This window comes from Streptomyces sp. NPDC051582 (assembly GCF_040681715.1).
Classification (GTDB): domain Bacteria; phylum Actinomycetota; class Actinomycetes; order Streptomycetales; family Streptomycetaceae; genus Streptomyces.
In genome coordinates this window covers 151,536-164,220 of the sequence record NZ_JBFAZJ010000020.1, presented here as the reverse complement: position 1 = coordinate 164,220, position 12,685 = coordinate 151,536, and the positions used below count along the sequence as shown (strand labels likewise).

Sequence of the window (12,685 nt, the reverse complement as noted above, 5' to 3'; positions counted from 1 at the left end):
TGGGGGGTGTGGTGCGGCCGGGGTGTGTCTTTGCGGGGGGGGGGGGCCCCCCCGCGGCGCCGGGGGGGGGGGGGGGGGGGGGGGGGGGGCGGGGGCGCCCCCCCGCCACCGGCCCTGAAGGAACGGGCAGTTCCCTCGTCCATGACGTTGCGTATTGTATTTCCAATATGTATTGTCATCTCATCGCCTGGTGCACAGCACCCGCGAGTTTCCCCAAGTCCCCTGTGTCCAGGTAGGGATGACATGAATTTCCATCTGTCCGACGTATCCGACTCCGAGTTGCTGGCGGGCGTCACTGCGGCAGCCAAGCGGGCCCCCGTCGGTGGAGCCGATCTCCTCATCCTCACGGAGCTCCAGCTGCGGCTCTACCGCGAACTCCACGCCGCTGCGGACCATCTGCTCCGGGCGCCGGAAGGTCGCGAGACCTCCCCGGCGAAGGTCGGGCGGATCCATGACGCCATCGACGGCATCCTCGGCGCGGATGAGGAGATGGCCGTCTTCCGCCAGATGTACGACCACCTGGCGAACGCGGCTCTGAGCGAGCAGCGGGTGGCCGACGAGCTGCTGGCGCTGTCCAGCACTCAGCACGGCCCGGGCGGGGCGTTCCTCAAGCGCGTACTGCGGTTCGCAGCCGCCGACGCGTACGCCAGCACGGTCCAAAGGCTCCTCGCCGACTTCGTCAGGTCCACGGAGCCGGAGACCGTACGGGCGGCCATGGCACAGCTCGCGGGCCTGGAGTGGGCCCTCGACCCGGACGACAAGCACCACCGTCCGGTCATGGACACCACGGACGGCGTCGTCAACGACACCGATGCCGAAGTCCGCCGGTTCCAGGCACTGGGGCTTCGCCCCGGCCACGGCACGGCCCCGGGCGGGGCCCTCACCGGCTCGGACACCGCCGCTTGGGGCACCCCAGACGAGCACCGCATCCGCATCTGGCGCCGCCGGTACGTGGATGCCCACACCCAGAGCCTCGACTTCGCCCTGATGAAGGCGAAGGCGTACCGCCGGGACGCTGAACGGCTGGCGCCCTACGGCCACCCGGACGGCCTGGAAGCCGCCGTCGCCTTGCAGCTGCGGCAGGAAGCCGACCGGGCGCGCTCCGCCCGCCTCTTCCAGATCGGCGACTCCCTCGGCCAGATGGCACTACGCCGCGTGGTGCGGCGGGCGGACAAGGCCACGACACCGTTCGATCCTGCCCACCTCCCCGCCTCGCGCGGGATGCTGTTCCTCGACACCCCCCTGGACCTTCCCAACGGCCGACGCGTCGTCGGCTACGTATGGGGCCCGTGGTCGCCCCGGACGGAAGAGGGCTGGTTCCTTCTCCGGCCCGACCGGTACCTGGAGCCGGTGGAGCCCCCGCACGATGACGTCCCCTGGACATGGGTCACTCCGCTGACATGTGACGAGTCGCTGCTGAAGCTGCCGTTCTCGCCGTACGACACCCTGATGGCGCGCCCCGGCGAGGTCCTGGAGCCGGAGGCCCGGCTGCGCGACCCGGACAACCCCGAGCGGTACCGCAGCGGCTCGGCGCGCCAGGGCTGCCAGGAGCTGATGACGCGCCACGTGCGCGCCCTGTGGGAGCTGCTGACCCAGCACAAGCGGACCACGGTGCGAGTCCTCTCCCACCAGGTCCACCAGCTCAAGCCCAGCAAGCGCGAGGCCGAGCGGCGGCGGGGCATCTCCGACTCCGGCCAGGTCGAGAACTGGTGGGTCGACCCGGACGCGGGCGAGCGTTTCCAGGAGCAGCGGCCCAGCCATCACCGCGAGAGCGGGTCCGGCCACACGCTGACGGTCCGCTACTGGAGGGGCGAGCACGAGCGCCAGCAGTGCCCGAATCCCCACCGGCACGCCGCCCTGGAGACGGCCAAGGAAGGTAGCTGCCCGCACTACGAGATCACCATCCCCGAGCACCCCGTGGGGCCCGCCGACGCGCCTTGGTCCGACCGGCTGCGCCGCGCTCGGGCCCGCCCCTCGGCGAAGTCCCAGCGCACCGCAGACGCGTAGTCGTCCATCTTCTGGCCGGGCAGGCCCTGCCTGCCCGGCCAGAGCACCCCGTGGCCCATTCACAGGGCCGAACTCCCGATCACCTTCAACCGAGGAGAGTCATGTCCGAAGACCTCCGCCCCCGTACGCACCAGCACCGCCGCTGCCAGCCGCTGCACACCGTCTACGGCCTGGTCGCGCTGCTCGCCGGCTGCGGCATCCTGCTGGAGCAGCCCGTCATGTGGCTGTTTGTCGTGCCCCTCGCTGTCCTTGTCGTCGAAACGCGCCGGCTCGCCCGGAGCCGGGCCTGCGCCGCCCTGCGCAGGCGGGAGGAGCGCAAAACCGCCCCGGCTCGCGCCCGCTGGGTCTGGGGTGCTGCCGCGGCCGGTCTGGACGCCGCCCTGGTGGCCGGAGCCTTCGCCGTCTGCACCGTGTTGCTGCTCGGCCATGGTGACGCACTCGTCCTGCGCGGACGGGCAGCGGACTACCTGGCCCTCGGCGCAGGGGCGGCGTTCGCCGGCGCGCATGCCCTTACGCACCGCATGTCCGCCCGAGCCCCGAAGGCGCCGCAGCCCGAGGCGTGACAACTCCCCTTGCCGCACCGTGCCGGGCGATCACCCGGCACGCCCTTCCCCTCAAGTCTTGGGAGAGACCGTCATGTTGCACTTCGACCCCGCCACCACGAGCGGCTCGGCCGTCGCGTCCCTGTTCCGCGTGTGGTGCTCCCTGCGTGAGACCGGTCCCGGGCACCGGCCGGAGGCTGCGGAGCTGGCCAGCGCCGTGGAGGAGATGTTCGCCGGCCTCGGCCTGGACCCGGACGGCCCTCCTGCGCAGGTCGAGCCGCCCGGCACGGGAGAGGTGTTCACGGTCTTCGGTCTGCGGTACGACCGAGCCGACGCGCTGCTGGTCGCCGGTGTCATTCCGGGCGAGCACGCCGCTGCCGCCGTCGAACTGGACGGCGACGAGACCGACTTCACCCGGTGGATCGACACCTTCCGCGCCGAGTCCGGGGACGCGGCCGCCACGGCCGCGCGAGCACAGGTCGAGGGCGGGGACTACTGAGACACCCACACCAGTCGTGTTGTGTATTCATGTTCCAATGTGTAATGTGATTGCACGTCGGGTCCGGCGTCCACCGGCGCCCCAGACCTGGACCACTCCCCTCCCTTCCTCCAGCTCAGGAGACGACTGTGCCCACCCCTGTCGTGACCCGCACCCCCGACCGCCGCGTACCCACCGAACGCGGACTTCGGACCCGCCAGAACCTGATGGACGCGACGCTCGAACTCCTCGCCACCCGGTCCTACCGCGACATCAAGGTCCTGGACATCGCCCGGGCGGTGGGCACGTCGCCCGCGACGTTCTACCAGTACTTCCCCGACGTCGAGGGCGTCGTCCTCGAAGCGTCCCGGTTCCTGGTCGAGGAGACGAACTCGGCGCTCGACGCCTTCGAGGACGGCTCCTGGTCCTCGGACGGACTGCCCGGCGCCGCCCGGCTCGTCGACGCCGTACTCGACAGCTGGAGCAATCACCTCCCGGTCATGCGCGTGCTGACCGCCGTCGCCGCCGAGCGGGACCCCCGCTTCGTCAAGGCGTACTTCGCGGCCACCCGGCCCGTCGTCCGCGCCCTGACGGCGGCCACCACCCAGACGACCACGCCCGACGACGAGGGCAAGGAACTGATCCACGCCCTCGTGTCCGGCCTGACCGCCGCCGCCGGACACGAGAACGCCGGAAGCGTCCAGGGGCTGACCAAGCGCCAGCGGCGCCGGGGACTCGCCCGCCTCGTCCACGCCGCCGTGACCACGGCCGACGCCTAGAACCCCCGCTCCGCCACCATCCGCAATCCCAGGGAGAACACCTTGATCCAGCCAGCCTCTCTCGCCCTCGGCTTCGGCCTCGGCGTCCTCAGCGTCCTGATCCGCGCCCTAGCTCTGCGCTTCCGGCCGCGCCGCGCCCCCCTCCCCCTTTCGGTCGCCTCGCCGAGCCCCGAACTCGTCTCCGCCATGTCTGCGGCCGTCGCCGAGCGGTACCCGAACCTCGGAGGGTTCGACTACGCCACCGTCAGCGTCTTCGAGCGCAACGCACCGGAGAACACGGTGTACCTCACCCCCACGCGCGGCCCCCACCGGGGCGCCATACGCCTGGACCCCAGCGATTCGAACAGCCCCGGTGGCCGGGCCGCCCGGCTGCTGGCCGAGATGAACCTGCCTCACGTCGGCGTCCTGGTCATCCCGCTCGGCCCGCGCTGACCCGGCTCTCGCCGCCCCGGGCTCGCTCCGGGGCGGCGACCGACCGGCCCCCGTGACCGTCAGCCACCGCAGGCTGACCCCTCCCCTGCCCCGATCCCCGACCCGTCAGCGAGGAACCGTGACCATCCCGTCCCGCCAGTTGTTCAAGTACGGAAAGTGGGTGTTCGACATCGACCGGGCCATGCGCCTCCTGGAGGAGCACCCCCGGCCCACCGAGCAGACCTCCGTAGCCGACTGGTCGGCCGCCTACCACTTGAGCCTGCTCAGGCCGGACTACGACGGCCTCTCCTGGTGCCCGATCTTCGGCCCGGACCAGTCCCACTTCAGCGCCGAGCACGCCATGCGCACCGACCTCGAACAGCCGGTGATCATCTCCACCCTGGAGTTCGACAGCGGCCCGGCTCGCCTGCTGATCGACGGAGTGCACCGCATGTACCGGGCGATGACCGAAGGGCGCACGACCCTCCCCGCGCACGTCCTGACCGTCGCCGAGACCGCGACGATCCGCGAGCACTGACACCGCCCACCCCACTCAGGAGCCCCCATGACCTCCATCGGCACCGCCCGTCACTTCCAGCCCCACGGCACGCCCGGCCACGTATGCCGCGACCACAACCGGGCAGTTCTGGCCCCGGCCGTCGCCGTCGAAGCCCTCCGCAAGGGCCTCGGACCCGACCTGACCGACGCCCAGCTCGACGAATGCGCGGAGATCGCCGAGCGCAACCCGCTGTCCGACACCTCGCGCGCCGCCGTCCGTGCCGCGCTGGAGCCCGCCCTGTCCGTGCGCAACTCCCCGGCGACCGTGCACCATCGGCTGCTTAACCTGACACCCGGACACCCGCTGCGCGTCCGCGTCGGCGACACCGAGTACTTCCTGGTCCCCATCCCCATCACGCTGTAGCCCGCAGCCCGCACAGGCTTGCGGGTGGCCCGAATCAGACACCCCTCACCAACGCGTCCGGCCCCGGCCGGACGCGTTTTGGCATGATCCCCCTCGACCGAGCTCCGGTACCTGACACAGGGGGAACCATGTCCGTGCGCCTGCGCCACACCCTTCCGACCGTGCTCGTGGCCGGGGCGCTGCTGATCTCCGGCTGCGCCGGCTCCGACAGCGATCCCCACGCCGACGGCAAACCAACAACCAGCGCCCCAGCGGCCCGGCCTTCGTCCTCCACGGTGCTGCCGCACGGGATCGTGAAGCCGGGAACCGCGCTCCCGGTCGGCGACGGCGCATGGACGGTAACGCTGCAGGGCGTCGAGCGACTGCCGGCCGGGGCCGTGCCCGGCGTGCCGGCCGGCTCGAGCGCGTACACGGCGCGGGTGACCGTGGCCAACCAGCGGGCGCAGGTCGCGACCGCGCCGCGGACCGCCGTCACCGCCCGCTACGGAGCTCTCGGGCACACGGCTACCGAAGCCGACAGCAGCACGTCCTCCGCCAAGGACGAACCGCAGCAGGTCCGACCCAACGGATCCGTCGACCGGGACCTGAAGCTGGTGCTTCCCGATCAGGCCCAGGGCCTGCCCGTCACCGTGACCGTGGAAGCGACCGAGGAGGGCCTGGCCGAGCCGGAGCTGCTCTTCTTCGAAGGCGCCCTTCCAGGCACCGCCGCATCCCCGGACACCCAGGCGCCGCAGGGCGCGCCGGCCGGGCAGTCGGTCACGCCGCTCGGGCAGTGGAACGGCCAGGTGCGCGTGGGCAAGGTGACGGTGAGCGGCGAGGGCGCCTCGCGCACCGGGAGCCTGGAGCTCAGCGTGGTCAACCGCTCCCGCGACCCGATGCCCGGCCTGGGCACCACCGTGCGGATCCTGACCGGCCAGGACCTGCACCTGGCCGCTACCGTCCGCCCGGTGTACGGGTACCGCGACGCCGCGATCGCCCCGTACCGCACCGCTACGCAGAGCGTCTCCTTCCGTGTTCCGGAGGCGGCCGTCGGCGGCCCTGTGACGGTCGAGGCAGTCGACGCGGGCGGCTCCAAGGTCACCTTCGACGGCACGCTCGGCTGAAGGAGCCCATAAAAGTTCGGGCGGAGTGTCACACCGGCGGCGTCCGCCACACCTGTAGCAGGTGAACGGTGCCTTCTCCGACCCGAACAGGACTCCCTTACATGGCCCCTCGCCTCCTGGCCGCCGGCCTCGTGCTCGCCGGCGCGCTCGCCGCCTCCGCCTGCGGACCCCTCACCGCCCCCGGCTCCACCGCCGATGCCGCCCCCGCTCGTGGTCCGGCCGCGGCCGGGGGCGCGCCCGTGCTGGCCCAGCTGAACAACCTGACGGTCCGGGCACAGACCTCCCTCGCCGGCTACAGCCGCGACGCCTTCGGACCGGCGTGGAGCGATGCGGGCACGGTCGAGATGTCGGGGAATTCCTGTCCGACGCGTCAGGACGTCCTGGCCCGCGACCTGGACGACGTCGTTCGGGCCGAGGACGGCTGCACCGTCCTCTCCGGCGTTCTCCACGACCGGTACACGGGCCGGACGATCGACTTCAAGCGCGGCCCCGGTACGTCGATGGCAGTGCAGATCGACCACGTCGTCCCCTTGGCCCTCGGGTGGCGCTCAGGGGCGCGGGAGCTGACCGCCGCGCAGAGGCTGAACTACGCGAACGACCCGGCCAATTTGGTTGCTGCCGACGGGCCGACGAACGCTGCGAAGGGCGCCAAGGACGCCTCGGTGTGGATGCCCCCGCGGGCCGAGGCCCACTGCTGGTACGCGACCGCTCAGGTCCGCGTGAAGACCAAGTACCGCCTGTCGGTCACGCCGGCGGAGAAGGCGGCCCTGCGCACCGCGCTGGACTCCTGCCCGGCCGAGGCGGCCCGGCGATGAGGCCGCCCGCACAGCCGCTGCCCTTCGGCGGGGACCCGGACCGGTGGACCCACGCTGTCCGGGAAGCCGCCCGGCTCCATCACGCCGTGCACGCCGAACTGGCCGGGCAGCTCGCGGCCCCGGCCAGCGAGCGATCCGCCATGCAGGCACTGCTGCTGATACGGGAGCGGACCCGGGGCGGGTGGCTGCGCTGGGACATCTTCGGGCCGCACCCTGCGGGCGTGCTGCGCGAGGCAGGCGTCTTCGATCCGGGGCAGCACCTGGTGGGACGCTGGGTGTGCCGGACGGTCTGGGGGCGTCGCCCTCCCCTGTACATCTGGACGCTGGGAGGGCTGGAGCTTCCTCGGCCCCTCCCGGTCGGCCGGACCGCGCTGTTCGCCGTGACCGCCTTCGCCGCCCTGGGCCCCGCGACGTCCGTACTGCCGGCGGCCTCCGGTCTGCTCGTGGCCGGCGTGGCCGGCCTGGTCGCGGCTGCCGGACTGCCGGCGGCCGTCCGGCACCTCACCCGGCGCCGCGTGCGCGGGGTGGAGACGGGCGAGGCGTACGCCGCGGTCTTCTTCCGGCTGCTGGCCGCCGAGCAGCGCCTGCGCATGCTCGCCGAGCGCAGCGAGCGCTACGAGCTGACGCGCGCGGCGGCGGTGCTGCCGCGGCTGGTGTGGGACGCGGCCGGGCTGGTGTCGCTGGCGGCGGACGACGTGGAAGCCCGCGAACTCCTGTTCGGCTACGAGCAGTCGCTCGCGCTCCTGGTCGAGCAAGCCGTCGAGGTCGAGCGGCAGGAGGAGGCGGTGGAGTCGGCGATCCGTGACGACCGCGCGCCCGCGTCGCCGGCCCGGCCAGCGCTGCCGAAAGGGTTGCTGTCACGGGAGCTGCTGGACGAGGTGCGGCTGGAGCTGGAGGAGCTGGGGCAGGGACTGCGCCATGCCCGGGAGGTCCTGGGCGGCGCCGACGAGGGAACGCAGCATGCGACGAATGGAGAGAGCGATGAGTGAGCACGAGCTGGAACGGCCTGTCCTGTGGCGGGAGGCCCATCCGGACGCCTACGCCGAACTGAAGCGCACCTGGGGGGTGATCGGGCACAGCAGTGTCCTCATGGTGCTCAGCCTGAGCTTGATCGGCACATCGCTGACGCTGGGCTACCTGCATCTGCCGGGATGGCTGGCGACCGTTGCGCGCCTGGGCACCAGCGCAGCGGCGGTCGGCTGCGGCGCGGTCGGCCTGTGGCGGCTGGTCCGTGCCCTGTTCCGGTCGGTGCGGGCGGTCATCCGTACGCGCCGGCGCGGCGCCGGCGGCAAGGCGCAGGGGGCGGCCACCGAGGACACCCAGCCCGAGGCCACGCCGGCGACGGCGTCCTGAACAGGAGAGGGGAGCCGTGTTCCGGCTCGAGAGCTTCGCCGTCGGTGCCGTGGCCTGGTGCGTTCCGTTCGTGCGGGGGCTGAGCCGGCGCGGGGTCACCAGGGGGCTCGTTCCCGGGCGTCGCAGACGGCCTCCCACTCGGCGAAGGTGAGGCACTGCTCGGCGGTGCGCGCGTGGCGGGCCCGGTCCGCCGCCGCGAACGAGGCAAGAATCCGGTCGCGGATGACGAAGCCGGGCGGATCGGGTTCCGGCTCGGCGGGTGGGTAGAGGCTGTGCAGGCGGGTGTGCACCGTGTCCATGGCCTCCAGGAAGGCCGTGTTGGGCGGGACTGCGTCGGCCGGTTCCTCGCGCGGGCCGTGCGTCAGGGCTGGCTGGTCCTGGTCGGCGCGCTCGCTCCAGCGGGCCATGATCACGCTGGCCGGGGAGGCCGGCCGCCGGGGCACGCGCCAGACCGACAGGTCGGCGGCGATGTCGGCGGCGGACAGGCCGGTGGCGATCCAGGGCCGCAGCGCGAAGGCGAGGCGGCGCAGGCCCTCGCCCTGGGTCCACGGCACCCGGGGGCGTATCCAGGCGGCGACCGAGACGGCGTGGGCGGCCTGCTGGGTGCCGGCCCGGTAGGGCTCCGGAACCTCGTGCCTGCGTCGGGAGCGCGGCCTCGCGCCGCGGGGTGCGTTGGTGTTGTTCTTCTTCCCTCCCATCTCAGCTTTAGGACGTGGGTGGTTGGTCTTACAGGAAGGGGTGTCACGGCGGTGGGAAGGGTGGGTGCGGCGGCGGGCGTCGGCGATGGCCAGCTGGCGTCCGTGCTCGGTGAATCCGATGTGCCGTGCGTGGTAGCCGTGGCCGCTCACGCGGTGGCCGAGGGCGTCGTCCCAGGCGCGGGGGACCACGGCGGCGTAGATGGTGGCGGTGCCGGCCCACTCGCCGCTTCCGGCGGGGCGGGTGTTGGTCCGGGTTCCGTGTAGCGCCCAGACGAGGAGGCCGAGCTCGCGCAGGACGGCGATGTGCCGCTCCAGGGTGCGGCGGCTGATGCCGAGGCGCTTGAACATGGTGTCGCGGCAGTAGGCGACGTGTCCGTCGGCGTTCAGGCGCGCGGCGAGGTCACGCGCGACGCGCAGCGTGGTGTCGCCGGCCTTGGGGTGCAGGCGCTGGGTGATGGCCCAGGTGGCGGCGCGCAGGAAGTCGCCGCGCCGGGTACGCCGGGACGCGGTCGTGCCGATCTCCTGGTCCGCATGCTCGCAGACCGGAATGAATCGGTTGTTCGGGGATATTCGGTGTTGTCCGTGCGTTGGGCGCGGTGGGGCGGCGGTGGCGTGGACCGGCGCGCGGGCATGCTGCATCATGGGCAGGGCACGCCCTCCTTTCGGGCATGCGTGAGCCCCTCTTCGGTGGGGCCGGGTTCTTCGGGAACCAAGTGATCCGCCCTGGCAGGGGCGGTGTTGCCCGGTCTGCGGACCGGGTTCTTCACCAGGCGGGCTGGACACTCGCCGGGTGGTGGCAGAGATGCGGCGGGGCCGAGGTGCTGGACACACCGGGGGCCTCCTGCCGCGGGGCAGCCTACGGGGGACTGCCCGCTGTCAGGTCATGCGTTCATCGGACTCCAGGGTTGCGGGCGGTCGCAGAGGTCAGTGGCCCATGCCGGCGCCGCCGTCGACGGGCACCACGGCGCCGGTGATGTAGGCGGCGTGCTCGGAGGCGAGGAAGGCCACGGTCGCTGCGATCTCCTCGGGGCGGGCGAGCCGGCCGAGGGGGATCTGGGTCTTGAGGTTCTCGAGCTGCTCGTCGCTCAGTGCCTGGCTCATGGACGTCTCGGTGAGGCCGGGGGCCACCACGTTGAAGGTGATGCCGCGGGAGCCGAGTTCGCGGGCCATGGAGCGGGCGAAGCCGACGAGGCCGGCCTTGGAGGCGGCGTAGTTGGCCTGGCCGCTCTCACCGCGCAGGGCGACGGCGGAGGAGATGAACACCACGCGGCCCTTCTTCGCGCGGAGCATGCCGCGCGAGGCGCGCTTGGTGACGCGGAAGGCGCCGGTGAGGTTGGTGTCGACGACGGAGGCGAAGTCGTCCTCGCTCATGCGCATCAGGAGCTGGTCCTTGGTGATGCCGGCGTTCGCGACGAGGACCTCGACGGGGCCGTGCTGCTCCTCGACCTCCTTGAACGCGGCGTCGACCTGGTCTGTGTCGGTGATGTCGCAGCGGACGGCGAGCAGTCCCTCGGGGGGCTCGCCCGAGCGGTAGGTGATGGCGACGCGGTCGCCGGCTTCGGCGAGGTGACGGGCGATGGCAAGGCCTATGCCGCGGCTGCCGCCGGTGATCAGGACGGAACGGGACACGAGGTGGTGCCTTTCTGTGGTGCTTTGTGGGGTTCTGAAGTGGGTCAACTGGCCCGGCGGGCGCCGGAACGCGTCAGCTGTCCGCTCATCGCCGCGGCAGTGTCCATCACGGCGGCCACGTACCGGGCGCGAGTGGCGTCCCGCCGCATGGGCCCGTCCTTGGCGAGCAGCGCGACGGAGCCGGCGACGGCCGAGCCGTACCAGATGGGCGCGGCGATCATGGTGCGGCCGGGCAGCGGGGAAGGGCCGATGGCGTGACCTTCCTCACGGACGTGCGCGGTGTCGATCTTGTGGTCGCCGATGGAGCCGAGGCAGGCGAGGATCGCCAGGCCGGCGGCGTCGGACTCCAGAGGCGCTGATTCAAGAGATCGCAAAGTGATCTGAGGCGACGTGAGGACCTCGTCGGCGTGTGGTCCGTATGCCCGTTCCGCGCAGATCCTCATCGGAGTGCCGATCAGGTGCGGTCGGTAAACAAATGCGACCTGGCCTGTTCTCGACTGTAGTGTGACGATCTCGGCCCTCACCGCAGGGGAGGGCGGGCCAGCCTGGAGGGGCTGGGCGGGTGTCGAAGAGGGGGGACCGTGCAGCGCGTCAGTCAGGGCGTAGCGAGCACGCGGCCCGCGCTGTTCGACGGCGCCCTCCCGCATCAAGGCTTGCAGATACCGGTGAGCGGTCGGCGCGGGAAGCTCCGCGGACTCGGCTACCGACGCCAGGGGATGTTCACCCGGCCCGAGACGGATCAGCGCTCTGAGCACCGCCATGGTGCGTGCCACGGCTCCGCCCGTGCGGTCCGGCGGGGTGGCAACGGGATGCAGCAACGCGAACTCCCCCTCGCGGTTGTGGAGAACCTTCGCGTCTCCCACAACGCGGATTCGATCCAGTGGTCGATTCTTCCCGGCCAAGATCCCGCTCACCAGGCTCTGAATTTTCCGGTCCTCGAATTTCAGGAGCGAGCGCTTCCGGTATATCGCGCGGCCGGCACGGGGATGGCAACACGGGGAAGGGTACAAAGTTGAATCAGAAGGAGGCGTTGCAGCAGCTGCTGCAATGGAAGCGCGGACAGATAGACCCGGTCGAGCTCGGCTGGCCCAAGCGCACCGGCAGGGGACGGCGCTCACGCGGCCTGTCCCAGGCCCAGGTCGCCCAGGCGCTGTTCGTCACGGAGAAGACCTACGCCGAGTTCGAGCGCGGGAACACACCCCAGCCGACCGCCGAGTTCCTCGACAACGTGGCCAAGGTGTTGAACATGAACGAGCGCGAGCGGACCGCGCTCTACGTCTACGCGATCGGCTACGAGCCCCCGTTCCCCATGGACCCGATGGCAGGGACGAACGTCGACCCGGCGTGGCAGGTGGCCGTCAACGGCGTCTCCGGGCAGCCCTGTTACATCAATGACGTCGCCTGGAACGTGCTGGCCGCCAACGACGACTTCAAACTCATGTTCCCGCAGCCCGAGGGGAAGTCCCCGGCCCTGCCCGAACGCAACCTGATCCGGTGGATGCTCCTGCGCGAGGACGCGCGCGAGCACCACCTCGTCGACTGGGACACACGCTGGGCGCCGCAGGTCGCAGCCCAGCTGCGCACGGCGGTCGCCGCGCACCCCGAGAACGAAGATCTCCAGATGCTCGACAAGGAGGTCAATGACGACCCGGTGGCGGGGCCGATCTACCGCGACCACAGCCTCGCGTACATACATCCCGACGGCGACGCGCGGCCGATGCGGCACGCCGGCTTCGTGACCCCGCGCGGTACCGAGGACCACCGCACCCGGTGCTGCGAGCGGCACGCGCCGTCCCAGCTGGGCACCGTCACCATGTGCGCCGCCCAGCCGTTCGGCAGCCCGGGCGCCCGGTTCTTCCTCCTGCCGTTCGTGCCCCACCACTGACACCGCGCCCGCGGTCGCCTCGGCGGAGAGATTTCGTCCGGGCGGCCGCGGCCCGCACAATGC

At 71.9% G+C, this 12,685-nt stretch carries 15 protein-coding genes and 1 pseudogene; 12 read left to right on the top strand and 4 right to left on the bottom strand.

Annotation, left to right across the window (positions count from 1 at the left end; genetic code table 11):
- Nucleotides 1-243: 243 nt before the first annotated feature.
- The 11 genes from AB0M92_RS25340 (at nucleotide 244) to AB0M92_RS25290 (ending at nucleotide 8,410) form a co-directional block, all read left to right on the top strand.
- Entirely contained in the window at nucleotides 244-2,007 is a 1,764-nt protein-coding gene (locus AB0M92_RS25340) for a hypothetical protein (protein WP_366104577.1), read from the top strand.
- Nucleotides 2,008-2,108: 101 nt separating this feature from the next.
- The gene (locus tag AB0M92_RS25335; protein WP_366104576.1) at nucleotides 2,109-2,570 is read left to right on the top strand and encodes a hypothetical protein; all 462 of its coding nucleotides are present in this window, start codon (nucleotides 2,109-2,111) and stop codon (nucleotides 2,568-2,570) included.
- Between the two features lie 73 nt (nucleotides 2,571-2,643).
- A complete protein-coding gene (locus tag AB0M92_RS25330; protein ID WP_366104575.1) occupies nucleotides 2,644-3,048 on the top strand; it encodes a hypothetical protein in 405 nt (134 codons plus the stop codon).
- Between the two features lie 128 nt (nucleotides 3,049-3,176).
- Nucleotides 3,177-3,806: a TetR/AcrR family transcriptional regulator gene (locus tag AB0M92_RS25325; RefSeq protein ID WP_366104574.1), complete on the top strand. Its 630-nt coding sequence runs from the start codon at nucleotides 3,177-3,179 to the stop codon at nucleotides 3,804-3,806.
- A 42-nt stretch (nucleotides 3,807-3,848) separates the two neighbouring features.
- Complete coding sequence (locus tag AB0M92_RS25320) at nucleotides 3,849-4,238, top strand: hypothetical protein (RefSeq protein WP_366104573.1); 390 nt, start codon at nucleotides 3,849-3,851, stop codon at nucleotides 4,236-4,238.
- A gap of 118 nt (nucleotides 4,239-4,356) precedes the next feature.
- A complete protein-coding gene (locus tag AB0M92_RS25315) occupies nucleotides 4,357-4,755 on the top strand; it encodes a hypothetical protein (protein ID WP_366104572.1) in 399 nt (132 codons plus the stop codon).
- Nucleotides 4,756-4,782: 27 nt separating this feature from the next.
- Nucleotides 4,783-5,139, top strand: coding sequence for a hypothetical protein (locus tag AB0M92_RS25310; protein ID WP_060880659.1), 357 nt, complete (start codon nucleotides 4,783-4,785; stop codon nucleotides 5,137-5,139).
- A 128-nt stretch (nucleotides 5,140-5,267) separates the two neighbouring features.
- The gene (locus AB0M92_RS25305; RefSeq protein WP_366104571.1) at nucleotides 5,268-6,242 is read left to right on the top strand and encodes a hypothetical protein; all 975 of its coding nucleotides are present in this window, start codon (nucleotides 5,268-5,270) and stop codon (nucleotides 6,240-6,242) included.
- A 101-nt stretch (nucleotides 6,243-6,343) separates the two neighbouring features.
- A complete protein-coding gene (locus tag AB0M92_RS25300; RefSeq protein ID WP_366104570.1) occupies nucleotides 6,344-7,057 on the top strand; it encodes an HNH endonuclease family protein in 714 nt (237 codons plus the stop codon).
- Entirely contained in the window at nucleotides 7,054-8,046 is a 993-nt protein-coding gene (locus AB0M92_RS25295; RefSeq protein ID WP_366104569.1) for a hypothetical protein, read from the top strand. Before AB0M92_RS25300 ends, AB0M92_RS25295 begins: the two co-directional genes overlap by 4 nt.
- Nucleotides 8,039-8,410: a hypothetical protein gene (locus tag AB0M92_RS25290; protein WP_366104568.1), complete on the top strand. Its 372-nt coding sequence runs from the start codon at nucleotides 8,039-8,041 to the stop codon at nucleotides 8,408-8,410. Before AB0M92_RS25295 ends, AB0M92_RS25290 begins: the two co-directional genes overlap by 8 nt.
- Nucleotides 8,411-8,505: 95 nt before the next feature.
- Here AB0M92_RS25290 and AB0M92_RS25285 read toward each other — a convergent pair whose 3' ends face one another.
- The 4 genes and pseudogenes from AB0M92_RS25285 to AB0M92_RS25270 form a co-directional block, all read right to left on the bottom strand.
- The gene (locus AB0M92_RS25285; protein WP_366104567.1) at nucleotides 8,506-9,750 is read right to left on the bottom strand and encodes a hypothetical protein; all 1,245 of its coding nucleotides are present in this window, start codon (nucleotides 9,748-9,750) and stop codon (nucleotides 8,506-8,508) included.
- A gap of 282 nt (nucleotides 9,751-10,032) precedes the next feature.
- The gene (locus AB0M92_RS25280) at nucleotides 10,033-10,737 is read right to left on the bottom strand and encodes a beta-ketoacyl-ACP reductase (protein ID WP_358829776.1); all 705 of its coding nucleotides are present in this window, start codon (nucleotides 10,735-10,737) and stop codon (nucleotides 10,033-10,035) included.
- A 44-nt stretch (nucleotides 10,738-10,781) separates the two neighbouring features.
- Nucleotides 10,782-11,111, bottom strand: a complete 330-nt coding sequence (locus AB0M92_RS25275) for a hypothetical protein (RefSeq protein WP_366104578.1) — start codon at nucleotides 11,109-11,111, stop codon at nucleotides 10,782-10,784.
- 306 nt (nucleotides 11,112-11,417) lie between these two features.
- A pseudogene (locus AB0M92_RS25270) lies at nucleotides 11,418-11,498 on the bottom strand (hypothetical protein); the annotation flags it as partial.
- Between the two features lie 251 nt (nucleotides 11,499-11,749).
- Here AB0M92_RS25270 and AB0M92_RS25265 point away from each other — a divergent pair.
- The gene (locus AB0M92_RS25265) at nucleotides 11,750-12,622 is read left to right on the top strand and encodes a helix-turn-helix domain-containing protein (RefSeq protein WP_358829775.1); all 873 of its coding nucleotides are present in this window, start codon (nucleotides 11,750-11,752) and stop codon (nucleotides 12,620-12,622) included.
- Nucleotides 12,623-12,685 lie beyond the last annotated feature (63 nt).